At 62.6% G+C, this 23,673-nt stretch carries 26 protein-coding genes; 8 read left to right on the top strand and 18 right to left on the bottom strand.

Annotated features, from left to right (window positions below; genetic code table 11):
• A complete protein-coding gene (locus AC07OP_RS29045; protein WP_495103058.1) occupies positions 1 to 777 on the bottom strand; it encodes an AraC family transcriptional regulator in 777 nt (258 codons plus the stop codon).
• Between the two features lie 116 nt (positions 778 to 893).
• Between AC07OP_RS29045 and AC07OP_RS29040 the strand changes: the two genes are divergently transcribed.
• Complete coding sequence (locus AC07OP_RS29040) at positions 894 to 1,136, top strand: DUF6555 family protein (protein WP_141157456.1); 243 nt, start codon at positions 894 to 896, stop codon at positions 1,134 to 1,136.
• A 16-nt stretch (positions 1,137 to 1,152) separates the two neighbouring features.
• Complete coding sequence (locus AC07OP_RS29035; protein ID WP_495103057.1) at positions 1,153 to 1,416, top strand: hypothetical protein; 264 nt, start codon at positions 1,153 to 1,155, stop codon at positions 1,414 to 1,416.
• Between the two features lie 44 nt (positions 1,417 to 1,460).
• Here the strand turns inward: AC07OP_RS29035 and AC07OP_RS29030 are convergent, their stop codons facing one another.
• The 3 genes from AC07OP_RS29030 to AC07OP_RS29020 all read right to left on the bottom strand — a co-directional run bounded on the left by AC07OP_RS29030 (position 1,461) and on the right by AC07OP_RS29020 (position 2,665).
• The gene (locus AC07OP_RS29030) at positions 1,461 to 1,631 is read right to left on the bottom strand and encodes a metallothionein (RefSeq protein ID WP_074846300.1); all 171 of its coding nucleotides are present in this window, start codon (positions 1,629 to 1,631) and stop codon (positions 1,461 to 1,463) included.
• An 88-nt stretch (positions 1,632 to 1,719) separates the two neighbouring features.
• On the bottom strand, positions 1,720 to 2,172 hold the full coding sequence (locus AC07OP_RS29025; protein WP_027607512.1) for a DMT family transporter: 453 nt from the start codon (positions 2,170 to 2,172) through the stop codon (positions 1,720 to 1,722).
• Between the two features lie 4 nt (positions 2,173 to 2,176).
• Positions 2,177 to 2,665 carry a DMT family transporter gene (locus tag AC07OP_RS29020; protein WP_065939787.1) on the bottom strand — a complete coding sequence of 163 codons (489 nt, stop codon included), beginning with the start codon at positions 2,663 to 2,665 and terminating at the stop codon, positions 2,177 to 2,179.
• A gap of 118 nt (positions 2,666 to 2,783) precedes the next feature.
• Here AC07OP_RS29020 and AC07OP_RS29015 point away from each other — a divergent pair, with 118 nt between their 5' ends.
• From AC07OP_RS29015 to AC07OP_RS29005, 3 genes are all read left to right on the top strand, one after another.
• Entirely contained in the window at positions 2,784 to 3,716 is a 933-nt protein-coding gene (locus AC07OP_RS29015) for a LysR family transcriptional regulator (protein WP_065939868.1), read from the top strand.
• Between the two features lie 117 nt (positions 3,717 to 3,833).
• Positions 3,834 to 4,193 (top strand): type II toxin-antitoxin system Phd/YefM family antitoxin, encoded by a 360-nt coding sequence (locus AC07OP_RS29010; protein ID WP_495103056.1) that lies wholly within the window; start codon positions 3,834 to 3,836, stop codon positions 4,191 to 4,193.
• Complete coding sequence (locus tag AC07OP_RS29005) at positions 4,190 to 4,567, top strand: type II toxin-antitoxin system VapC family toxin (RefSeq protein WP_495103055.1); 378 nt, start codon at positions 4,190 to 4,192, stop codon at positions 4,565 to 4,567. Before AC07OP_RS29010 ends, AC07OP_RS29005 begins: the two co-directional genes overlap by 4 nt.
• Positions 4,568 to 4,588: 21 nt before the next feature.
• Here the strand turns inward: AC07OP_RS29005 and AC07OP_RS29000 are convergent, their stop codons facing one another.
• The 3 genes from AC07OP_RS29000 to AC07OP_RS28990 all read right to left on the bottom strand — a co-directional run bounded on the left by AC07OP_RS29000 (position 4,589) and on the right by AC07OP_RS28990 (position 8,379).
• Positions 4,589 to 5,908, bottom strand: coding sequence for an Nramp family divalent metal transporter (locus tag AC07OP_RS29000; protein ID WP_495103054.1), 1,320 nt, complete (start codon positions 5,906 to 5,908; stop codon positions 4,589 to 4,591).
• A gap of 41 nt (positions 5,909 to 5,949) precedes the next feature.
• Positions 5,950 to 7,503: a DUF726 domain-containing protein gene (locus AC07OP_RS28995; RefSeq protein ID WP_495103053.1), complete on the bottom strand. Its 1,554-nt coding sequence runs from the start codon at positions 7,501 to 7,503 to the stop codon at positions 5,950 to 5,952.
• Between the two features lie 93 nt (positions 7,504 to 7,596).
• A complete protein-coding gene (locus AC07OP_RS28990; RefSeq protein WP_495103052.1) occupies positions 7,597 to 8,379 on the bottom strand; it encodes an AraC family transcriptional regulator in 783 nt (260 codons plus the stop codon).
• A 104-nt stretch (positions 8,380 to 8,483) separates the two neighbouring features.
• On the opposite strand from AC07OP_RS28990, the gene AC07OP_RS28985 reads away from it, so the two are divergent.
• The 3 genes from AC07OP_RS28985 (at position 8,484) to AC07OP_RS28975 (ending at position 11,903) form a co-directional block, all read left to right on the top strand.
• Positions 8,484 to 9,341, top strand: a complete 858-nt coding sequence (locus tag AC07OP_RS28985) for an EamA family transporter (RefSeq protein ID WP_495103051.1) — start codon at positions 8,484 to 8,486, stop codon at positions 9,339 to 9,341.
• 126 nt (positions 9,342 to 9,467) lie between these two features.
• Positions 9,468 to 11,276 carry a monovalent cation:proton antiporter-2 (CPA2) family protein gene (locus AC07OP_RS28980; RefSeq protein ID WP_065939811.1) on the top strand — a complete coding sequence of 603 codons (1,809 nt, stop codon included), beginning with the start codon at positions 9,468 to 9,470 and terminating at the stop codon, positions 11,274 to 11,276.
• Between the two features lie 72 nt (positions 11,277 to 11,348).
• Positions 11,349 to 11,903: a DcrB/PsbP domain-containing protein gene (locus tag AC07OP_RS28975; protein ID WP_495103050.1), complete on the top strand. Its 555-nt coding sequence runs from the start codon at positions 11,349 to 11,351 to the stop codon at positions 11,901 to 11,903.
• Between the two features lie 139 nt (positions 11,904 to 12,042).
• On the opposite strand, the gene AC07OP_RS28970 is transcribed toward AC07OP_RS28975, so the two are convergent.
• The 11 genes from AC07OP_RS28970 to AC07OP_RS28920 form a co-directional block, all read right to left on the bottom strand.
• Positions 12,043 to 12,987 carry a methyltransferase gene (locus AC07OP_RS28970; protein WP_495103049.1) on the bottom strand — a complete coding sequence of 315 codons (945 nt, stop codon included), beginning with the start codon at positions 12,985 to 12,987 and terminating at the stop codon, positions 12,043 to 12,045.
• Between the two features lie 11 nt (positions 12,988 to 12,998).
• On the bottom strand, positions 12,999 to 14,372 hold the full coding sequence (locus tag AC07OP_RS28965; protein ID WP_495103048.1) for an iron-containing redox enzyme family protein: 1,374 nt from the start codon (positions 14,370 to 14,372) through the stop codon (positions 12,999 to 13,001).
• Positions 14,373 to 14,572: 200 nt separating this feature from the next.
• Complete coding sequence (locus AC07OP_RS28960; RefSeq protein ID WP_027607287.1) at positions 14,573 to 15,655, bottom strand: protein-glutamate methylesterase/protein-glutamine glutaminase; 1,083 nt, start codon at positions 15,653 to 15,655, stop codon at positions 14,573 to 14,575.
• Positions 15,618 to 16,148, bottom strand: a complete 531-nt coding sequence (gene cheD, locus AC07OP_RS28955; RefSeq protein WP_115489145.1) for a chemoreceptor glutamine deamidase CheD — start codon at positions 16,146 to 16,148, stop codon at positions 15,618 to 15,620. Before cheD ends, AC07OP_RS28960 begins: the two co-directional genes overlap by 38 nt.
• A complete protein-coding gene (locus AC07OP_RS28950) occupies positions 16,145 to 16,954 on the bottom strand; it encodes a CheR family methyltransferase (RefSeq protein ID WP_115489146.1) in 810 nt (269 codons plus the stop codon). Before AC07OP_RS28950 ends, cheD begins: the two co-directional genes overlap by 4 nt.
• A 9-nt stretch (positions 16,955 to 16,963) precedes the next feature.
• Positions 16,964 to 17,503: a chemotaxis protein CheW gene (locus tag AC07OP_RS28945; protein ID WP_495103047.1), complete on the bottom strand. Its 540-nt coding sequence runs from the start codon at positions 17,501 to 17,503 to the stop codon at positions 16,964 to 16,966.
• A 36-nt stretch (positions 17,504 to 17,539) separates the two neighbouring features.
• Entirely contained in the window at positions 17,540 to 19,198 is a 1,659-nt protein-coding gene (locus AC07OP_RS28940; protein WP_495103046.1) for a methyl-accepting chemotaxis protein, read from the bottom strand.
• A 29-nt stretch (positions 19,199 to 19,227) separates the two neighbouring features.
• On the bottom strand, positions 19,228 to 21,264 hold the full coding sequence (locus tag AC07OP_RS28935) for a chemotaxis protein CheA (RefSeq protein ID WP_495103045.1): 2,037 nt from the start codon (positions 21,262 to 21,264) through the stop codon (positions 19,228 to 19,230).
• Positions 21,265 to 21,305: 41 nt separating this feature from the next.
• On the bottom strand, positions 21,306 to 21,593 hold the full coding sequence (locus tag AC07OP_RS28930; RefSeq protein ID WP_115489150.1) for an STAS domain-containing protein: 288 nt from the start codon (positions 21,591 to 21,593) through the stop codon (positions 21,306 to 21,308).
• A 22-nt stretch (positions 21,594 to 21,615) separates the two neighbouring features.
• On the bottom strand, positions 21,616 to 21,984 hold the full coding sequence (locus AC07OP_RS28925) for a response regulator (protein WP_027607294.1): 369 nt from the start codon (positions 21,982 to 21,984) through the stop codon (positions 21,616 to 21,618).
• Between the two features lie 9 nt (positions 21,985 to 21,993).
• Positions 21,994 to 22,905, bottom strand: coding sequence for a methyl-accepting chemotaxis protein (locus AC07OP_RS28920; protein WP_371918180.1), 912 nt, complete (start codon positions 22,903 to 22,905; stop codon positions 21,994 to 21,996).
• Between the last annotated feature and the right edge of the window lie 768 nt (positions 22,906 to 23,673).

Genomic DNA, 23,673 nt, shown 5'->3' with positions numbered 1-23,673 from the left:
TCAGGATTTCGGCCAACTCACGTACTGGGAAGGCGCCATCCCCAGTTCACGCCGGAACATGTCGCTGAAACTGCTCGGCGAATAGCCCAGGGAACGCGCGATAGCGCTGACCGACTGACCCTGGATCAACTCGGCCACCGCCGTGGCCAATTGCACCTGGCGGCGCCATTCGGCAAAGCCCATGCCCAGGTGGTGCTGGAACAGTCGCGCCAAGGTGCGCACGCTGGCACCGGCCGCTTCGGCATGCTGCTCGAAAGGAATCTCCAGGGACGGCGCCGCCATGACCGCCTGGCACGCGCTGATCAACCGGCGGTCAGCTTCCACCGGCATGGCGATACGAATCTGCGAGCGCCGCGCCCTTTGCAACTCCAGCAGAGCCAGGCCGACCAAGGCGGCGTAATATCCCTCGTCACCGCTGTCGCCCTGTTCCACCAGCGTGACGATCAACTCACGCAGCAGCCCACCGACTTCAATCACTTGCACCTGGCTGTCCAATGTCGCCGCCAAGGCCGGACGCAAGTAGATATTGCGCATCTGCAAATCCGACACCACCCGGATGCCGTGCTCCACGCCCGGCGGCAGCCAGACCGCGCGCTGGGGCGGCACCACCAGGGCTTCACGAGGCGTCTCGACCCACATCACGCCGCTCATGGCATAGAGCAATTGGCCCCAGTCGTGGCGATGGGGCTCCACGTACAGGCCACGCGGGTAGGTGCGCGCCAAGGGTTGCACGGGGACGGCGTGATCACTGAGGTCGGGGGGTGCAGCCAGGGCCATGGGGAGCACATCTATCGGGAGTCAGCCGCCATGGTAAAGACCACCGTCCGACAATCCGAGTGAATTTTTACCGCCGAGGGCGATCACTTGCTTACACCACCAGGGTTGAGGGGCCAATGAATAACGCAAAACTGTTTGTGATCGACTACACCCTCCATGGCGAAGCCAAGTCATTCATCATTCGTCTGGAAAGGCTCGATACCTTGGAGGCCTGGCATTGGGCAAGCTGTGACGCCGGCGTGGGCCGTATCGGCCGGTTTGCCCGCGAGCGGGTGAAGAAAACCAGCCAGGAACAGGCCGAGAAATTCGGCATAAAAAACGTGCAATGGCGCCGCTCGGATGTGCGCGCGCAGGCTTGATCAGGGAGAGATAACCATGGATTCAATCAACGGCAAGGCGCGCATTGATTACACGCGCGACACCTTGTTCGGGCCGCTGGCCAGGCATGTCGAGTGCCAGGTGAGCTTGCAGCGTAAACCCGGCTGGCTGGTGCTGAAGGTGTTCCAGCCGCTGCCGGACGATTTGCATGATGCGCAGACCCTGGTGCTGGCCCTCGAAGGTCGACGAACCAGCGGCGTGGTAAAAGACAGCCGGCGCTTGTCCGACCACAGCCTGCGCCTGGAGCTGGAAACCCAGTAAGCGATACGCAGGGAGCGCGCTATTGACGCTCCCTGCGAACGTATTCAGCCTTTAGCCGACTTGGCGCACTCGCACCCCGTCGCCGCCGCACAAGGCTCGCCATGGGCATGGTGCTCGGCACAGCCCTGGCAGCAATAGCCCTTACCGTCCTTCATTACCGCATCGACGCCCAGCACACACTTGCAATGCGGGCAGGCACAGGTTTGATCAGGCATGGCCAGACTCCTTCTTCATGGTCGTCCGGTGCGGCGGTTGCCGGCACCTTAAGCAGTGACTGCCCGGCCTCGGCGATGGTTCAAACCATCAGTCCGTGCGTGTATTGCTGCGGTACATGAACACCAAGGCCAGAGCCAGACACACCATCGCCAGGATGCGGCTGCTCGACAGTTCGACGGCCGGGTTGCCCAGCCACCCGAAGTTGTCGATCAGCATGCCCATGCCCAATTGCCCTGTGATCACGGCCACGGTTGCCACTGCAGTACCGACCACCGGCACGGCCCCGACCATCACCATCATGTACACCACGCCGAACAATGCGCCGGTCAGTTGCCATTTGGGCACGTCGAGCAGGCTCACGGACTGGGCCGGCTCGAAGAAGAAAATCAGCAGCGCGGTGGTCAGCGCACCCACCGCAAACGTCAGCAGACTGCTGCGCAACACGCCCACCGCCTGGCCGAGGCGACCATTGATTGCAGCCTGCACACTCAACACCGCACCGGCAGCAATCACCAGCACCAATAACAGAATCAGATTCATCGCCTTACCCTCGTGCAATCAGAACAAGTGCCGCCACAATCAACGCCAGGGCTATCCAGCGCTCGCCATTGACCCGTTTACGTGCGGTGCCGAACCAGCCGAAATGGTCGATCAGCACGCTCTTGCCCACCTGGCCGGACAAAATCGCGATCATGGTCATGGCAATACCGATGTGCGGCGTGGCCAGGGTCAGCACCACCACATACATCGGCCCCAGGAACCCACCGATCAGTTGCCAGCGCGGCAACTCGGACAACGCCGGGCCCTTTTGCGGGCCGCTGAACAACAGCAGCAAAAACAGAATCGCCGAGCCGACGCCGAAGATGCTCAAGGTTGCCCAGAGGTGCCCCACTTGCACGCCCAGCGGCCCGAGCAATCCCGCCTCGACCGACAAGCCCATGCCGGCCAGGATCACCAGCGGCAACAACAGCAGCCGTAGAAGGTTTTTCTTCGGCGTGGCTTGCGCCACGGCCTCGATGGAACTTGCTTGCATACATCACCTGCACGTCAACAAAGGATTGGATGACGCGCATTATCCGGTGGCCGTCCTGTGCGATAAATGGGAGCATGCCGACAACACCTTTGCGCAGTACGCACAAACCGGAGGCCTGATGCAGGGCTTGAATGAATTGAGTTTCAAGGCACTGCGCCTGTTCGTCGCGGTGCTGGACCACGGCAGCTTTTCCGAAGTAGCTCGCCGCGAAGGCCTGGCGCCCTCTTCCATCTCCCGGCAGATCCAGCTGATGGAACAGGCCCTCGGCCAGCAGTTGCTCTACCGCCACACCCGCGCGGTGAGCCCCACCGAAGCCGGGCGCCTGCTGGGGCGACACGCGCGCTTGATGCTCGAACAGCTGGAAGCCGCCGGCCAGGCCCTGCAGGAACAGGAAAGCGAACCCAGCGGCCTGGTGCGCATCAACGCGCCGATGGTGTTCGGCCAGCGTCACCTGTCACCGTGGCTGGGAGAGTTATGCCGGCGCTACCCGAAGCTGCAACTGGACATCCAGCAAACCGATACATACGTCGACCCGCTGCAAGACGGCACCGACCTGCTGTTCCGTATCGGCGTGCTCAACGACTCCAGCATGCAGGCGCGCATCTTCGCCCCCCAACGCTTTCGCCTTGCCGCCAGCCCCGCCTACCTGGCCCGCCAGGGCACGCCCCAGCACCCCGAGGAACTGCTCCATCACCAGTGCCTGGCCTACAAGGGCATCACCGGCCAGCAACGCTGGTTCTTCCGCAAAGGCCAGGGCGACTGGACGCCCTACAGCGTCAAGGGCCCGATCACCGGTAACCACGCCGACACCCTTACCCACGCCGCCGAACAAGGCCTGGGCCTGGTGGTGTTTCCGTCCTGGCTGATCGGCGAAGGCCTGCGCGCTGGCACCCTGCAAGCCGTACTGACGGAATATGAAGTGGCGACCACGCTGGAGCCGCAGCAGATCGCGGCGCTGTGGCCGGGGAGCCGCAGGCTGTCGCTGAAGGTGCGCACGGTGATCGATTATTTTGTGGAGTGTTTTGGGACGGTGCCGTATTGGGATCGATAAACGGTTGAGGAATTTTCCGAGTAGTAAAAGTAGGTTCGGTCTGATTTAACGGGCCACCCTATTTTGGACCGGGTGCATTGGGGCAGACTTTGGCGATGTCCTTTTTGGAGAGATGCCATGGTTTTCATGTACCCAAAGCCGTCACGCGCTGAACGTGAGGCGGCAACCAGCGGTCGGCTCGTCTTGGATAGCTCACCCAGTTTTGGCTATATTTGGCCAAAATACGCGGAGCACCTCATGATTACCGTACCCTTGGGCGAAGCAAAGAATAACCTGTCAAAACTGGTGGATGACGCCGCCGCCGGCAAAGTTATCACCATTGCCAAGCATGGACGTGCGATGGCACAACTCGTTCCCGTGGGGAAATCCAAAGGTCAGCGAATTGGCGCGATGAAAGGAAAGCTCGTTGTCCCCGAGGACTTTGATGCGCCCCTGCCAGGCGACCTGCTGGATGCGTTTGAGGGCAGCCATCCATGAGAGTGCTGCTGGATACCCATGTTCTGCTCTGGGCACTGACTGACGACCCGAAGCTATCCAGCAAAGCCCGACGACTGATCGAGAATGCCGCAGAAATCTACGTCAGCGCGGCAACCTTCTGGGAAATGGCGATCAAGGTCGGCCTTGGAAAACTCGATGCAGACCTGGACGAAATCCGGGGATATTGCCTTGAAAGCGGTTTCGTCGAACTGCCCATCACCTCGGAACACGCGATTGCCGTAAAGGATCTTGAGCCTCATCACAAAGACCCTTTTGATCGGCTTATCGTAGCGACAGCCATCAGTGAACCGATGAGGCTATTGACCGCCGACACGCAGATTGCCCAGTACACATGCTTGGCAATCCTGGTATAGCCCGCACCCACGGCCTGGAACTCAGAACACCCACTGCCAGATCAACCACGCATTGGCCCCACTGATCAGCGCAAACAGAAACCACGCCAGCACCCGGGTGTGCAGGCGATTGACGAACGGCCCCATCAGCTGCTTGTCGCCGGTCATGCGGATCAACGGGTACAAGGCAAACGGCAGTTGCAGGCTGAGCACCACCTGGCTGAGGATCAGCAGCTTGCCAATGGCCTGGTCGCCCATCAGCCACACCCCGAGAAACGCCGGGATCAGCGCCAGCCCACGGGTGATCAGGCGGCGTTGCCAGCAGGGAATGCGCAGGTTGAGATACCCCTCCATGATCACTTGCCCGGCGATGGTGCCGGTAAAGGTCGAGCTTTGCCCGGAGGCCAGCAAGGCGATGCCGAACAGGATGCTGGCAAAGGCGCCGCCCACCAACGGGTCGAGCAAGCGGTAGGCGTCCTGGATCTCCACCACCTCAGTGTGCCCGGTCTTGTAGAAGGCGGAGGCGGCGAGTATCAGGATCGCAGCGTTGACCAGCAGGGCCAGGGCCAGGGAGCCGATGGTGTCGATCCGGGCCAGCTTGATCGCATCCTGTTTGCTGGCGAGGTCTTTGCCGATCAGGCGGGTTTGCACGACCGAGCTGTGCAGGTAGAGGTTATGGGGCATCACCGTGGCGCCGAGAATACCGATGGCCAGGTACAACGGCGCGGCATCGCTGATGGCCGACAGTGATGGGGTAAAGCCGCTGAGCACATCCGGCCAATACGGTTTGATCAGCACCAGCTCAATGAAGAAACACACGCCGATGGTCGCCACCAGCGCCAGCATGATCGCTTCCAGGCGGCGAAAACCACGGTTCTGCAGAGCCAGCACCAACAGCGTATCGAAGGCGGTGATGACAATGCCGGTGGTCAGGGAAACGCCCAGCAGCAGGTGAAACGCCAGGGCGCAGCCGAGCACTTCGGCGAGGTCGGTGGCGATGATGGAGATTTCCGCCAGCACCCACTGGGTGCGTGCGGAGCGTTTGCTGTAGCGCTCACGGCATAGTTGCGCCAAGTCCTTGCCGGTAGCGATACCCAAGCGCGAGCACAGGCACTGCACCGCCATCCCCGCCAGGCTGGCCAGCAGCACCACGAACAACAGGCTGTAGCCGTAGCGCGATCCGGCTTCGATAGCCGTGGCCCAGTTGCCCGGGTCCATGTAGCCGATGGAGATCAGCAGGCCGGGCCCGGCGAACATCAGGATGCGTTTGAAGAACGACGCCTTGGGGTCAACGACAACGGAGCCGGCCACTTCCGGCGGGCAGAATGGAGCGGTAGCGATTTTCGGCAGGCTGAATTTCACACGGTATCCCAGGCAAACACACTCGACAGGGGCTCAGCTTATCAGTCGGACGCAACCGTGCGCATCACCGTGTCCCGAGGCAGGTCAAACGCCTCCACGACCTGCACCACCAGGTCCATCTCCTGGTTCAAGGCTTCACGCTCCATGCGCTGGCGAATCACCCCGATCACCAGCACGGCCAGGGTGGTGATCGAGTACGCCGGGCCGGAAAACGCCCGTACACCGCTCACCAGCAGCATCGCCGCCGCCAACGCCTGGCCGACCACCGGGATCGCGGAGGCCGCACCCCGACGCAGGATAAACCCGGTCAACCCGGCCAGCGCCGTGCCGCTCAACGCCGTAGTGGCTGTTCGGCCGAGATCGAAACGGCTGAACAGACCCTGCTCCTTTTGCGCGGCCGCCTTGAGCTCAGCATCGAATACCTGGCGGTCGGCGTGGCTGAGTTTGTCCTTGTACTGCTCGAGCAGTTTTTCCGCGACCCGGGCTTCGAGGTCAGCCAGTGCCACCGTTTCAACGGGCTCGGCAAACTTGATTCCCAGTCGCTGCGCCACCTCTTCGGCAATCTGCCGATAGTTCACGCCATGGCCACGGGCCAGGTTCATAAAGCTGTCGCCGCCCATGCGCTGCAACTCGATGGCCAGCTTGAGCGGCTCGCGCACCGTGGCGTCGATCGATGCACTGCGCTTTTGCGCCATCAATTCGGCCAGGAACGCCAGCTCCTCCGGCCGCGCCTGCACCAGGGCCGCAAACAAGTCGGTGTCCTCTTCGGCAAAGCGTACCTCGCTGCTGCGCTGGTCGGCGCGGATCAGGCCGCGCCGCTCCTGCAACAGGTCGGTGTACTGCACCACGGTCTGCAACTGCGGCCAGTACGCGGCATGATCAAAAGTAGCCAGGTGCACATTGGTAACCTTGGCCTTGAGTGCCGGCGTCACCGGGATCGCATACCGGCCGATGCACCGCTCGGTGTCCGGCTTCATGGCCAGGGCCCAGTCCTTGCTGGAGTGGCAATTGATCACCCGCCCCTTGAGCGGCGCACACACCTCATCCCAAGGGCTGGACGTACAGATCGCCCCGCCCATCAACAGCAGGTTGTCCAACGGCAGTTCCCGGGCGGTATCCGGGCTGGCCAGCAGGCTCTTGACCAGAATCCGCGCCCCCAGGGAATGCCCGATCAGGTTGATACGCCGCACCTCCAGCGCCTCGCCATGCAGGTAGCTGGCCAGCTCCGGCAGCAAGCTCCTGGCCACTTCGTCCACCCGCGCCTCGACGCTTTTATAGTGGTCGAGAAAATAGGCAATCGCCTTGCCCACGCCGACGGTCGCGGCACCGATGCTGCCGCCACCCAGCATCGCGGCGATCACCTCCTTGAAGGGCGCAAACAGGTTTTCCAGGAAATGCCCCGCCGGCCAGAACAGCATCAGGTTGGTCGACCCCTCGATACCCGCCAGCTGTTGCTTGAAATTGCCCAGCTGTTGCCGGTTAAAGAACGCCGAGTAACCGTGAACATAGAGATTGAGCACATCGCCCTGAGGCTCGCCGCACAATACGAACGTGGGCTTGCGGGTGCGGTGCATTTCATCCCACTGGTGCTGCATGGGCCGGTGACTCCTGGTGACGAGGGACGGCGATAATAACAAAGGGAGGCCTGTAGAACGGTGAATCCTGACCGGCGTGGCGGTCGCGAAGGCTCAGAACTGCGCCGCAGCCTTTGATTTGGCCAGGTAGCGCGCCGGCGAATCCCCCAGGTTGCGCCGGAACACGGAGGTGAATGCACTGGAACTGCTGAACCCCAATTCGAACGCGACATCGGTGATGGACGTGCCATGGCTTAGCCGTGCGGTGGCTTCCAATAGGCACACCTGCTGGCGCCAGGACACGAACGTCATCCCCGTGCCCTCGTAGAAATGGCGGGTGAAGGTGCGCCGGCTCATGTTCGACCAATCAGCCATCTCGTCGAGGGTGATTTTCTGCGTGGGTGCATCCAGGAAGCGCTGACACGCTCGCGCCAGCCGCGGCTCGCGCGGCAATGGCGCGCTGAGTGGCAGCTCGGGCATGGCTGCGATTTCATCAATCAACAGCGTCAGCACGCAGTGATGCCTCACGCTGGGTAATGCCGAGGAGTCGATAGCCAGCGCCGCCTCCAGTAAATGCCTGAGCAGGGGCGACACTTCAAACACCTGGCAGCGCTCCTGCAACCGCGCCCGCTTAGCGGCATCGGCGTTCAGATAGGTATTGAGCATCACCACATCCCCGCGCATCTGCATTTCATGGGGCACACCACCCGGCACCCAGATCGCCCGCTGCGGCGGTACCACCCAATTGCCGAGATCGGTGAACATTTTCAGCGCGCCGGTGGAGGCGTAGGCGAACTGCCCACGCGAATGGGTGTGCCGCTCAAAGACGGTACCGCTGGGGTATTCGCGCAGCGTTACCACGGCTTCTGGACTGGCGGAATCAAAGATCGGAATCATGGCCCGATTCTGTCAAGAGATGACCTTATATAGCAAGCGGGCCAACCCGCCCCTCCCCTAACATCAACGCCTTCGAAGAAGCGCAATGACCAAGGGAACATTCCATGCTGAAAAAACACCTGGCGCTAGCCGTGCTCGTCACCCTGGTATGGGGGGTGAATTTCCCCATCACCAAACTCGGCCTGCGCTCGGTCGACCCTTTTGTGCTCACGGGTATCCGCTTTTCCCTCGCCGCCCTGCCGCTGGTGTTCTTCATCAAGCGCCCCGCCGTCAAATTCAGCTACGTGGCCGCCTACGGCGTCATCTTCGGGCTGGGCATGTGGGGCGTGATCAACTATGGAATCGAGAGGGGTGTGAGCCCCGGCATCGCGTCATTGATCATTCAACTCAGCGTGTTTTTCACCATGGGCTGGGGTTGCGTGTTGTTCAGGGAAAAACTCCGCGGGACGCAAATGGCGGGGGCATTTATGGCCCTGATCGGCCTGGCAGCTATCATCTCCAGCCGAGAAGGCAGCCACGCAGTGCTGGGTGTGATGTTGATCGTACTCAGTGCGCTGGCCTGGAGCGTGGGTAACGTCATCATCAAGAAGTCGGGGGTCACTGAGATCTTCTCGTTCATGGTGTGGGCCAGCCTGTTTCCGCCGATCCCGTTATTTCTCATGGCTTGGCTGATGCATGGCAGCGCACCGTTCGAAGGCTTGCAATCCAGCCTCGACATCATTGCGATCCTGTCCATTCTGTTTCAGGTGTACCTGGCGACGCACTTTGCCTACTGGGGCTGGAACTCGCTGCTCAAGCTGTACCCGGTGTCCACGGTGGCGCCACTGTCGTTGTTGATTCCGGTGTTCGGGATCAGCAGTTCGATGCTGCTGATTGGCGAGCGCGTTCCCGCGCCAGACCTGATCTCGATTGCGATCATTATCGTCGGCCTGGCCGTGGGTTTGTACCGCAAGCCGGCGTGAACCGCCCGCCGTCAAACACGCACCGGCGTGTTGTCGCCTCAAACGCAGCAAAAACACAATTTTCGAAAGGTAAAAAGCGCTCTAATACCCTCCTGTCGATTGGTTTTAAAGATCCTGGAGTTCGCAATGCCCCATGAAGGCAATCTGTTACAAGCAGCCGTGGTGTTCCTGCTCGCCGCCGTGCTGACCGTGCCCCTGGCCAAGCGCCTGCAATTGGGCGCGGTGCTTGGCTATCTGTTTGCCGGTGTGATCATCGGCCCGTCGGTATTGGGCCTGATCGGCAACCCGCAAAGCGTCGCGCAGTTCTCCGAACTGGGCGTGGTGTTGCTGCTGTTTATCATCGGCCTGGAGCTGTCGCCCAAGCGTTTATGGGTGATGCGCAAGGCGGTATTTGGCGTCGGCCTGGCCCAGGTACTGCTCACCGGCCTGGTCATGGGGGTGGTGGCGTTGTGGCTGTTTGGCCAGTCGTGGAACAGCGCCATCGTGCTCGGCCTTGGCCTGGCGCTGTCGTCCACCGCGTTCGGCCTGCAAAGCCTGGCCGAGCGCAAGGAGCTGAACCAGCCCCACGGGCGCCTGGCGTTTGCGATCCTGCTGTTCCAGGACATCGCCGCGATCCCGTTGATTGCCATGGTGCCGCTGCTGGCCGGCAGCGATCATCCGGCCACCGAAGCCCAGGGCCTGCAACACGTCCTGCAGATCCTCGGCAGTATTGCCGTGGTGATCATCGGCGGGCGCTACCTGCTGCGGCCGGTGTTTCGCATCGTCGCCAAGACCGGCCTGCGCGAAGTGTCCACCGCCACCGCCTTGCTGGTGGTGATCGGCACCGCCTGGCTGATGGAACTGGTGGGTGTGTCCATGGCCCTCGGTGCCTTCCTCGCCGGCCTGCTGCTGGCGGACTCGGAGTATCGCCACGAACTGGAATCCCAGATCGAGCCGTTCAAGGGCCTGCTGCTGGGGCTGTTCTTTATCAGCGTGGGCATGGGCGCCAACCTCAGCCTGCTGCTCAGCTCGCCGCTGGTGGTGATCGGCCTGACCCTGCTGTTGATCGGTTTGAAGCTGCCGCTGCTGTACGCCGTGGGCCGCATGGTGGGTGATCTCAACCGTGAAAGCGCTCTGCGCCTGGGCGTGGTGCTGGCCGCGGGCGGTGAGTTCGCCTTTGTGGTGTTCAAGATCGGCCGCGACCAGGGCCTGTTCGAACCGCACCTCTACGACGTGCTGGTGCTGACCATCACCCTGTCCATGGCCGTCACCCCGCTGTTGCTGCTGGTCTGCCCCAAGCTGTTCAAGCCCAAGGTCAAGCCGGTGGAAGTACCGGAGGAATACCGCACCATCGAAAGCGATGCGCCGCGCGTGGTGATCGCCGGCATGGGTCGTATGGGCCAGATCGTCGCGCGGATCCTGCGCGCGCAGAACATCTCCTTCATCGCCCTCGACACGTCGGTGGAAACCATCGAGCTGACCCGCAGTTTCGGCGGCATGCCGGTGTTCTACGGTGATCCGCAACGGCCGGAGATCCTGCACGCCGCCAAGGTCGACCAGGCGGAGTTCTTCGTGATAGCCATGGACGACCCGGAGATCAATATCAAGACCGCCGAACTGGTGCGCAACCTCTACCCGCACATGCAGATCATCGCCCGTGCGCGTAACCGCCAGCACGTGCACCGCCTGGTGGACCTCGACGCCTCGCCGGTTCGCGAGACCTTCTACTCCAGCCTGGAAATGAGCCGTCGCACCCTGGTAGGCCTCGGGTTGACCCAGGCCCAGGCCGACGCCCGCATCACCCGCTTCAAGCACCACGACCTGCAAGTGCTCGCCGCCCAGCACGCGGTATACGACGATGCGGCCAAGGTGATGCAAACCGCCCAGGAAGCCCGGGCGGAACTGGCGCGGCTGTTTGAGATGGATCGGCTTGAGGAAGAGTCCGACAAGGTGTGAGGCTAAGGGCGAACGATATTGCGAATTTTCTGACAGAATGTGCCGCAATCTCGTTCACCCCTGGAGCGCTTCATGGCCACGTTCACCAAGACCGCTATCCTGCTGGCCCTCGCGCTGACCGCCGGCAGCGTCTTCGCCGCCGCCAAGCCGGCCACGCAAACCATTTCCACCTTGGGCGGTAAGTTCAACTTCAATCTGCCCAAGGCCTACGCCGCCGACACCCTCCCGGCCGGCAAGGCCGAGGACGGCACCGCTGATACCCAAGGCACGATGTACGCCAACCAGAGCACGAAAAGTGTGGTGATCGTCGCCGAAACCGTGCGCAACGACGGCGTAACCATCAAGGACAACGACCCGCAGTTCCTCGATGGTGCCGTGGCCGGTTTCGTCAAGGACCAGAGCGCAGCCCTGCCCGACTTCAAGAAGCTGAGCGAGAAGAAACTGACCGTCAAGGGCCTCGGCCTGCGTCAGGTGGACAGCACCGCCACCCAGGGCGGCGGCAAGACCTTGAACTCCACGTTCCTCGGCGGCTCCGGCAACCACTTGCTGGTCATCCAGGCGATCTCGCGGGCCGATGATGCGAAGGGGCATGCAGAGCTGGTGAAGCTGATTACTGGCGGCAAATAACAAACAAGTCCTGACAACACCCATCAAATGTGGGAGGGCTTGCCCCCGATGAGCATGGGTATCTACACAACTTCAATAGAATAGTGCAGCTGTCGAATCGGCAGCGCGCTCGGCAGCTGCTACGGGGGATAGATGAGCGTCAGCGTAGACGGGTGACGGTGAGTGCCACCACAGCGATCCGCTCCACACGCTCATAGCCGGGCTTTTCCAGTTCTTCACCGAACACATCGGGGTCAAGTTCGCGGTAGGTCCACCCAAAGGCATCGCTGCCCAGCAACGGCGTGACGGCGGCCAGGAACGGGTCTTCCCCGGCGACAATCGCCACGCCGGTGTAGAGCACCAGGCTGCCGCCCAGGGCCAGGCGCCCAACGGCCTCGCCGGCGATGCGCACCGACAGTTGCTCGCCCAGTGCCCCGCCGCCATGCCGGTAGGCCCGCTGGCGGTCGTCATTCATGTAGGGCGGGTTGGCGACGATCAGGTCGAACGTGCCTTCGACGCCGCCCAGCACATCGCTGTGGTACGCCGTGACGTTCGCCAACCCGGCCAGCTCGGCATTCACCGCTGTCAGGCGCAAGGCGCGCGGGTTGATGTCCACCGCCAGCACCTCGGCGTCAGGCCGCGCCCGGGCGACCACCAACGCGCCTACACCGGCGCCGCAGCCGATGTCCACGGCACGCTTGATCGGCTCGAAGCGCTGTTGCATATGGGCTTCGATCAGTTGGGCAAACCGATAGCTGTCAGGCCCGAAAAATACCGCGTCCGCTTGCGTGGTGGGGTACGCCGAGTGGGCAAACAGCAAATCGTCCATGCTCGACCAACGCACCGCACTGCGCCACAGCGCCTCGTGTTTTTCGACCACATCGGCCTGCTGCAGCTCCTCTCGAAACGCCTCGGGCAACAGCTCGCGGTCAAACGGCAGCGACCAGCCGAAGACGTCCCGCAGGTCCTTCGCCAGCGGCGCCCCCTGGCGCTGGAAAAACCGTTCATGGGTCAAGGGCGTTGGCGTGATGAAGCGGTAGCCATTTTCCTTCAACCCCCGGCCCAGGTTCAGCAGGGCGCGGTCGGCGAGTTGTTGTGCAGACATGGGTGATTTCCTTAGCGCAGGCGCGCACGCAGTTGGATAAAGCGGCGAGTGGCATACAACCCGGCGGGCGTGCAGTGACGCTGCGCCGACAGCCACGGGATCAGCGCATTGAGCTGCTGCTCATCAGGCAGGTTCCACAGCGAATCCACCAGCGCCTGGGTGTCCGGGTCGGACGGGCGATGCTGCTCGCGGGAGAAGCGGCTGCCGCGTCCGGGCCGCACGGGCGCCACACGTTGAGCGCTGATCCAGTCACCCGCGATCCAGTCGCGCAGCAGCTGTTTCTCATAGCCGCTGAACACGCCGAACATCGCCGCGCCCGCGCCTTCGATCAATTGCCAGAAGCGACTCTCGGCCGGATCCTGGTTGCGCTTGATCCAGCCCTTGTCTTCCAGGGCCTGCAAAAAGGCGCCGATCTGCCCCGGCTGCGCCAGCCATTGGTTGACGGTCTTGCCTTCGAAGCGGCAGTAATCCGAATGCATGTGCTGGCCGAACGTGCGCTTGCGTTCAAGCATGGCGACCACTTCGTCATTCAGGTTGAAGTCGTGGATAACGGCGCCGGTGCCCGGGCCGAGGTCATTCAGGCGATACCCCTCGGCCACCCGGCGATAGAAGTCCTCCCTGCCCTCCCCCAGCGGCAGCAGGTTCAACACCGACTGCGCCGCCTTGCAGGCGTGGCCGCTGCTGGCGTTGTCGATGGTGACATGGAGGGTGAAGTAATACGGGTCGATGCCCAGTTCGCTCAGCTCATACGCGGTGATCAGCAGGTGCAACGGCAACTGCTCATAGCCGAGGTTGAAGCCGATGATCTCCGGCAGGAAGTCGTCGGCGCACAGGCCCAGCGCCAGTTGCAGGGCGCCTTGCAGGTAATGGTTGTCCTCAAGGCCGGCGTCGCTGTCGGCATCATGCTCGCTGAGTAATTTGCGGTAGATCACCACATGGTTCTGCGCCGCTTCGCCGTCACCCAGCTCTTCCAGGTAGGTGGTGAGCAGGCCGTCGAAACGCGGGTCGTGCCAATAGCGCAGCAGGCCATTGAGCCAGGCACCATCGACCTGTTTGGTCGGCGCCACGCGCTGCAGGAAATACAACGCATGGGCCTTGTTCTGGAAATAACGACGTGGCCGGCCTTGCTGGCGTTGCTCCAGGTAATCGGCATAGGCCTGGGCCACGTCGGCGCAGCGCTGTTCGATCCAGGCCGGCAGTTGTTCGGGCATCTGCGGCAACTCACTGGGCGCGTCGCGCACCTGCGCCAAGTGCGTGCGTAGAAACGCCCGCGCAACCTCTTCAGCGCCAGGGGTTTCGCCATACAGGTGTTGGTACAACCACTGGTACTGACCCGGTTGGGTGATGGAGGCCGGCTGGCCCGACAGCGCTGTGAGAAGCGTCATGATGGCAGTTTCCGCAAAGTCCGATCCAACCAGGCCTCCCCACAAGGAGGCCCCGCAAGCGCGCTCAACAGCACACGCGTCTAAAATGCAGAGCCTGCGGGCATGGGGAAAATTCAATCGGGGTTGTGCGGCTGCGGATCAGTGGTCGTTAGTAGCCTCCGCCGCGGGTTCTGGCGCAGCGCAAAAGCCGGCGCGCGACGTCACTTATACAAGATCGCCTGATGGATATCCTCCAGCGCCATGATGCGTTGGGCGGCATTCAGCTTGATGGCCTCCTTGGGCATGCCGAACACCACGCAACTGGCCTCGTCCTGGGCCACCGTGGCGGCTCCGGCCTCGAGCATCTCCTTGAGCCCGCGCGCGCCGTCGTCACCCATGCCGGTCATGATGATGCCGGTGGCGTTCCTGCCGGCGAACTTGGCCACCGAGCGAAACAGCACATCCACGGATGGCCGGTGCCGGTTGACCAAGGGCCCATCAATGACCTGGGCGTGATAATAGGCGCCGCTGCGGGTCACCATCAGGTGCTTGCCACCCGGCGCGATCAGGGCCAGACCAGGCAGGATGCGGTCATTGTTGCGCGCTTCGCGCACCTCGATCTCGCATACGCTGTTGAGGCGCTCGGCAAACGAGGCGGTGAATTTTTCCGGCATGTGCTGCACGATCACCATGCCTGGGCACACCCTCGGCAGTGCCGTCAGAACCGCCTCCAACGCTTGGGTACCGCCGGTGGACGTGCCGATGGCGACGATACGCTCGGTGGTCTGCGCCATGGCATGGCCATTGGCGGCAGGCAGGATCGCATCCGCGGTGAGCTTGCTGGCCGGGGCCAGTGCCGGCGCCGGGCTGGCGCTGCGCTTGCCCAGGTTCCTGACGTTGGAGTTCGCTGCGGCGCGGATCGCGGCCACCAGCTCGGCCGCCGACTCGATCAGGAAACTCTTCAACCCGGTGGTGGGCTTGGTGATGATTTCCACCGCGCCCGCCGACAGCGCCTGCAGGGAGGTTTCCGCGCCTTTCTGGGTCAGCGAGGAACAGATCACCACCGGCGTCGGCCGTTCGCTCATGATTTTCTTGAGAAAGGTGATGCCGTCCATGCGCGGCATTTCCACGTCCAGCACGATCACATCCGGCCATTCCCGGGCGAGTTTGTCCATGGCGAAAATCGGGTCGGAGGCGGCGCCCATGACGTGGATATCCGGTGTATCGCTGAGAATCGCCAGCAGTACCTGGCGCACCACGGCCGAATCATCGACCAGCAGCACGCTGATTTTTTTGGTAGGCATCTTGTTGAATTGTTCCCATTGGTTGGTGCCGGACCCAGACGTTGCCGTTCCACAGGTCGAACATGATCGTGCGGTAACCGGTACTGCCCATGTCCTGGGCCGTCAGGTGCAGGTGATAGCGCTCGGCCAGGGCCAGCGCCGCGCGAATATTCAGGCTGGCCACGTCCTGCGTCGGCAGGCGGCGCAGCTGGGGAAACATCTTGCCGCCGCCGAACAACTTGACCTGGTAATCCTGTGCATGGGTGCCATTGATCTCGGCGTGGCGCAGCAGCAGTTCCAGGGCTTCGTCGGCATATCGGCCGTCCAAGGGCTGATGGTCGCGCACGCGCCCCGGCAGCATGAAGTGACACATGCCGCCGATCAGCCGTTGCGGGTGCCAAAAAGTGATCGCCACGCAAGAGCCGAGCAAGGTGCGCAGGCGCGTCGGCCGCGTCGCAAAGCTGACCTGGCCAGGCGCCAATACCACTTCGGCCGTACCGACGGGCTTTTTCATGGCTTGCGGTAAATCGACGGCGCCACCAGCTTCAAGGTGTCATTGACACCGTGGAGGCTTTCCGAGTGACTGATGATCAGGTAACCGCCCGGCTTGAGCAGCGGCAACAGGCGCGCGACCACCTGGCTCTTGGTCTGCTGATCGAAATAAATCATCACGTTGCGCAGGAAGATCACCTCGAACTCACCCAGGGCCGGCAGCGCTTCGTTAAGGTTGACCTGGACAAAATTGACGCGGCTACGCAAGGCCTTGTCGATCAGCAAGGTGCCCTCCTGGCGACCAATGCCCTTGAGGCAGTACTTGGCCAGCAGCGGTTGGGGCAATGTCTCGGTGCGTTCCATGGAGTAATGGCCGGTGCGCGCCTTGGCCAGCACTTGGGAGCTGATATCCGAGCCGACCACTTCCCAGGGCGTGCTGCCGAGGCTTTCGGCCAGGGTCATCGCCAGGCTGTAGGGTTCTTCACCGGAGGAGCTGGCCGCGCTCCACACGCGAAACACCTTGCCCGGCGCGGCCCGGGGCAGCACGTGCTGACGCAGGAAGTCGAAGTGCTTGGGCTCGCGAAAAAAATAGGTTTCGTTGGTGGTCAGCAAATCCAGCGCAACCTGCAGTTCGCCCTTGCGCTGGTCATTCATGATCAGCTTGAAATACTCACCATAGCTGTGCAGCTCATAGTGCTTGAGGCGCTTGAACAGGCGCCCGGCCACCAGGGCTTTCTTGGTCGGCGACAGGTTGATGCCCGCCGCGCGGTACAGCCAGGTCTGGAACTGACCGAATTCATGGTCGTCGATGGACACGGTGTCTGCCATGATCGGGTCTCAACGCGGGTCGAGGTCGAGGGCCGGCGCCTGGCCGGCCTCGGCGAGGCTGGACATCTCATCGATGGACAGCACCTTGTCCACCTCCAGCACGATCACGAACTTGCCGTCGACCTTGGCCATGCCGCTGATGAAGTCGGCGCGAATTCGTGCGCCGAAGTTGGGTGGCGGCTCGATCTGCGTCGCCGGGATCTCCCGCACCGCAGACACCGTATCGACCAGCAGCCCGATGTCCTGGGCCTGGCCATCTTCGGTACTCGCCTCGATGATGATCACGCAGGAGCGCCGGGTGATCGCCGAGTTGGCCCGGCCAAAGCGCGCCGACAGGTCGACCACCGGCACCACCGCGCCGCGCAGGTTGATCACCCCGCGTACGAAAGCGGGCATCATCGGCACCACGGTCAGGCTGCCGTATTCGATAATTTCCTTGATCCCCAGGATGCCGATGGCGAACATTTCGCCGCCGAGCATGAAGGTCAGATACTGCGCATCCTCATCGACCGCTGCTGCGGTCTGCCGATTCGTCATTGCTGCACCCATGTCACTCTCCCTAGTAGGCCCGTATTGATCGTGGGATCAGAAGCGGGTGAAATCCGCTTCGTCCGGGGCACTGGCCATGGTGTAGGCGAACGCCTTGCGCTGCGCCGGTGGTTTTGGCTGTGGCGCCTGACGGTTGGGCTTGCTGCCCGGGCTGTCCACGCTGTTGCTTTGAACCGCAGCCTTGGGCGCTGAATCCAGCACGAAAAAGCTCATGGCCTGTTGCAGTTGCTCGGCCTGGCTGCTCATTTCTTCCGCCGTGGCCGCCAGTTCCTCGCTGCTCGAGGCATTTTGCTGGGTCACCTGGTTGAGCTGGGTCATCGCGGTGTTGATCTGCGCGACACCGGCGGCCTGTTCCTCGGACGCGGCGCTGATTTCCTGCACAAGGTCGGACGTCTTGTTGATGGAGGGCACCATTTCGTCGAGCAACTTGCCGGCCTTCTCGGCCATGTCCACGCTGCTGGAGGACAGTTCACCGATTTCCTGGGCGGCAACCTGGCTGCGTTCGGCCAACTTGCGCACTTCGGCGGCCACCACGGCGAATCCCTTGCCGTGCTCGCCGGCCCGAGCGGCCTCGATGGCGGCGTTGAGCGCGAGCAGATTGGTCTGGTAGGCGATGTCATCGATGATGCTGATGCGCTGGGCGATTTTCTTCATCGCCACCACGGTCTGCTGCACCGATTCGCCGCCCTCGGTGGCTTCCTTGGCGGCCTTGCTGGCCATGCCATCGGTGACCTTGGCGTTTTCGGTGTTCTGGTTGATGCTGGCGCTCATCTGCTCGACCGACGCACTGGTTTCCTCGACGCTGGCGGCCTGTTCACTGGTGGCCTGGCTCATCGATTGCGCGGTGGCGCTGACCTCCTCGGAGGCGCTGGCCAGGTTGTCGGCGGCGTTACGCACTTCACCGATGATATGGGCGAGCTTGCCGACCATGTTGCGCATGGCGTTGAGCACCATGCCGGTTTCATCCTTCCCGCCCGGCTCGATGTGCGCGTTGAGGTTGCCTTCGGCCAATTGCTCGGCGGCGCTCGCGGCCTGGCGCAACGGGCGGGAAATGATCCGCGCGATGAACATCGCCAGGCCCAGGCCGATCAACAGGGCCGCGACCAGTACCACGATGATCGACACCCGTGCGCTTTCGTACAGCGCCGAGCCCTTGTCGCCGGCGGCACTCGCGCCGGCGTCGTTGAACTCGATCATTTTCTGCAGGCGGTCGGTCACCTGATCGAATTGCACCCTGGACTCGCCTCGGAGCAAGACGCGCGCCTGAACTTCCTGGCTCTGCCGGGACAGTTCGAGCAATTGGCTGCTGGTCGCCAAGTAGGCGGTCCAGGCGCTTTTCACGCCGGCCAGGAGCTGACGATCTTCATCGTTCGACAGCAATTGCTCGTAGGTGCCCATGCGGGTTTCGAACTGTTGACGCGAATCGGCGGCTTCGCGTTCGGCCTGGGCCTTTTCCTCGGCGATCTCGGTACCGACCTGGCGGTTTTCTTTCAAGCGGTAGTTGGCGGCAAAAAAACGCATGCCTGCCGCTGCGCGCATGGAGGGCATCCAGTTGCCCTTGATGTCCTGGGCCGCCTGGTTGACCGCACCAAGCTGGTGGATGGCGAAGCCGCCCATGGCCGCGGTAAGCGCCAGGACCACCAGGAACGAGCTGATCAGCTTGGTGGAAATTTTAAGATCGTAGAACCATTTCATCGGGGAACCTCCATGGAATTGCAAATGCGTCAGCGAGCGACGGCCGGTGGCGACTGAGATGCCTGGGCCGTGCGGGCTTCCAGTTGTACGATTTGGTTGAGCAGTACCGGTACGTCCAGGATCAGGGCCACCGCGCCGCTGCCCAATATGGTCGAGCCGCTGATGCCACGCAGTGCACCGAACAGCTTGCCCAGGGGTTTGATCACGGTCTGGAACTCGCCGAGCAGGTCATCCACCACCAGCCCGGCCTTATGCTCGGCGTAACGCACCACCACCACATTCTGGCGTCGGGACGCGGGGCCTTCGTGACTGAAGTGGTCGCGCAGGTGCACCAACGGCAACACCTCGCCACGCAGGTCCAGATAACCCGTGTCGCGACTGGACTGGCGCTGCTGTTCATCCAGTTCGATACACTCCTGGACCATGTCCAGGGGAATCACGTAGGTGGATTGGTCGATGCCGACCAGGAACCCATTGATGATCGCCAGGGTCAGCGGCAAGCGAATGCGCACCACGGTGCCCTGGCCGGGGCGGCTGTCGAGGTCGACGGTGCCGCGCAGCAAGGTGATATTGCGCTTGACCACGTCCATGCCGACACCGCGTCCGGACAGGTTGGTCACCGCCTCGGCGGTGGAGAACCCGGCCTCGAAGATCAGGTTGTAGATCTCCTGGTCGGTGAGCACCGCACCGCTGGCCACCAGCCCGCGCTCCTGGGCCTTTTGCAGGATGCGATCGCGGTTGAGGCCGGCGCCGTCGTCGGCGATCTCGATGACGATGCTCCCCGAGTCGTGGTAGGCATTGAGGCTCAGATGGCCCTTGCCCGACTTGCCGGCCGCACGCCGAGCATCGGCGCTTTCGATGCCGTGGTCCATGGCGTTGCGCAACAGGTGCATCAGCGGGTCGCCGATCTTCTCGACCACGGTCTTGTCCAGTTCGGTTTCCGCGCCGCTGATGCTCAGTTCGATGTCCTTGCCCAGCTCCTGGCTGATATCGCGCACCACGCGGCGAAAGCGGTTGAACGTGTCGCCAATGGGGATCATGCGCAAATGCAGGGCGCCATCGAGGATCTCTTCCACCAGCCCCGAGACTGTCGAGGAGGCCTCGTGCAACGGGTCGTTGTTACAGGAGCGGGCCAGCAGGTTCGCGCCGGCGCTGGCGATGACCAGCTCACCCACCAGGTTGATCAACTCGTCGAGTTTGTCGGCGTTGACGCGCACGTAATTGCCGTCGCGGGTTTTCGCCTCGCTGGCTGCCGGACGCTGGGGTGCGGCGGTCACAAGGCCGGGCTCGACCGGCGTGACCAACTCGCCAGCGATGGCCGCTGTGCTGTCGGGCGCTTCATCGACGGCACTGATGTGCACGTCACAGTCGTCACGCACGAAATCGAACACCTCGTTGAGGCTGGCGTGGCTGGCGGTCGAGCGCAGGTCGATCTCGAAACCCAGGTAGCAGCTTTCCGGGTCCCAGCTGTCCATGGGCGGGATGCTGTCGGTCAGGGTGTCGACCTGTATCAACTGCCCCAAGGTCTCGAGGTAGCGCAGAAATGACAGCGGGTCCATGCCATTACGGAACACATCCGTGCCGAAGCGCAGGGAAATATGCCAAAGCACTTCGACCGCCACGTCGTCGGTCACCTCGGCGGTTTCGACGCTGGCAACGGCGGTTCGCATCGGCTGATAGGCACTCAGCGCCTCGCGCAATGCCTCACCGCGCTCCAGAGCGGCAGGGGTCGGCGTTTCACCGCGGTCAGCGACCACTTCGACCAGTTCGAGTATGTGGTCGCCGCACTTGAGCAGCAGCGCGATCAAGGCGGCGTCCACCGCCACACTGCCTTCGCGCAGGCGGTCAAGCACGTCTTCGACGATATGCGTGAACCCGACGATCGACGCCAGGCCGAAAAGGCCCGCCGAACCCTTGATGGTGTGCGCGGCGCGGAAAATCGCGCCGATGGCATCCTGGTCGCCGGGCTCGCTTTCCAATTGCAGCAGGGATTGCTCCATGGCCTGCAACAGCTCGCGTGCCTCAACGATGAATGTCTGTTGTGCCTGATCGAGATTGATGCTCACCGTGACTTTCCTTGTCGATCAAAAAACCTGGGAAGCGCTGGCTATGAGGCCGCGCTGCGACACAGTTGAAGCGTCTGCGTGACCGCCTGGCTCTGGCCGGTCACGCTCAAGGCTATGCCGGCATTACCGGCCTCACGCCGGATGACCGCGAGCAACTGCAAGCCGGCGCCATCCATTTCCGTGACCTCAGACAGATCCAGCTCCAGGCGGGGTGCCGCGCCCATCTGCGGCAGCAGCGCCGCCGCCAGCTCCGCTACGGTGTAGATCGTAAGCTCGCCGTCAATGCGCACGTGGGCCGTGTCGTCGAGTGTTTCAGTGGTAATCGGCATGGGAGCCTCCCTGGCGCCGGGGTCAAGGCAGAATCAGTTTAGACACAGCTGCCAACATCTGCGCAGGCTGGAACGGCTTGACCACCCAAGCCTTGGCGCCGGCGGCCTGGCCCTCGGCCTTCTTCGATTCCTGGGACTCGGTGGTGAGCATGATGATCGGGGTGAACTTGTAGTTGGCCAGCTTCTTGACCTCCTTGACGAAGGTGATGCCGTCCATGTTGGGCATGTTCACGTCGCTGATGATCAGGTGCACTTTCTGCCCGGTCAGCTTGCCCAGGGCATCCTTGCCGTCGCTGGCCTCGATGACGTCGTAACCGGCGCTTTTCAAGGCTATGCCGACCACTTGCCGCACGCTGCTGGAGTCGTCGACCACTAATACACTCTTCGCCATGATGTACTCCTAAAAGAAGGTGATGTCTTGAGAATTCTGCTGCACGGCCGCCTCTCCATGATGGAGGCGCCGTTGCTCGTCGGTGGCATAGGTGGCTTCCATGCGCGCCAGCCATTGGCGGGCGTCGACGGCCACCGGCTGGTCCGGGGCCTGGCTGGCCTGCAGGAGGTGCTCATGCAGGGCCTGCATGTTGTCGCGCACGTGGCTGAGGATCTGGCTGACCCGGTCCTGGAATTGCAGGTTGACCAGCACTTCGGTCATCTCATCCCGGATGCCGTAGCTTTCCTGCTTGAGCAGGTCGGCGGACTCGGCCAGGCGCCCGGTGATGTTCTGGAAGCGTTCGAGCACCACTTGAATACTGTTTTCGGACTCGGCCACCGAATGGCTGTCCTGGTCGGCACTGCTGGACGCGGCCTGGACCAATTGCGTAATGGCGTTGTTGATGATGTCGACCTTGGCCGACATCTGCTGGCCGGTTTCACTGGATTTGCTCGACAGGCTGCGCACCGCGTCGGCCACCACCGCAAAACCGCGCCCGGCCTCACCGGCACGCGCCGCCTCGATGGCGGCGTTGAGGGCCAGCAGGTTGGTTTGCGCGGCGATCGCCGCCACATCGGCGGCCATGGTCCGCAGTTCGCCGGTGTAGGCGGTCAGGCTGCGGACCTGGGCCAGGGTCTGGTCACGGCTGGTTTGGGTGGCCTTGAGCGAATTGATCACCTGGCTCAGCTCGCTGTCACTGCGTGCCAGCACCTCAAGCGCACCGTCGGCGGCCTGCCCGTCCAGTTCGCCGGCCGCGTGCTGCGAGGCTTGTACCGTTTCCTGCAAGCGTGCGGCGATCCCGGTGAAACGGTTGGCCAGGCTCACGATCGCTTCTTCGGTCTGATGGCGCGAGCTTTCCACCTGCTTGGCCCAGATGGGCATGGCGCCCAGCAATACCTCATCGAGCTGGGCACGGGAGGCCATGCCGTCGTGCGCCGCGTGCGCATCTGACTGATCCGCCTGTGCAAGCGCTTGCTGCATTGCGTTGCGCTGCGAACTCGCACTCCAGGCACAGGCACCGAGGCCGATCAGCACCAGTACCGTGCAAGCCAGCAGATTGGCCGGCGAGGTTGATTGCACAAGTATCCACAACACGGCGGGCACGACCGGGATCAAAGCGAACCAGCGAAAACGCGGATAAACGGGAAGAGGCAGGCGGCTGGATTGGCGCTGGGGCATGAGTTCGATCCTTGAACGTTGTTGCGGATGTAAGTGACATAGTTGTTATCTGCGCTGTAACTTGCAACTTGAGGCGACTTGAGTGCCTTCCGTCTGGTTTATGACCGCAGGGTGACAGGCCGGGCAATTCTGGGTCCTTGTTCCTGAAGGATCAGCGGTGGTTTACCGAACAGGGGGTTGTCGCAAGCGCTGGCTAGCGAGTCTGTCTTTCAGGCTGAAAAATCTCTTTGTGGTGAGGGGGCTTGGTTCCGTGGCGGCCTTCGGGCCGACCATGTCGTTGGGTTTGACCGAGTACATATCCGTTGCTGCGGTCACGGCCGCCTATGGTTCCGCTCTTACAGCGGGTCACTTTTGGAAAGAGCCCAAAAGTAACCAAAAGGCTCTCGCCCCACCACTCGGTACCTCGCCTAGGCTCGGTATGCCCTCACTCCGGCTTGAATCCGTGGGCCGCCGTCATGGGCCATCCCTGGC

It is taken from the genome of Pseudomonas sp. GW821-FHT09D08, from assembly GCF_059416305.1.
This window is presented reverse-complemented; position numbering and strand designations above follow the sequence as displayed.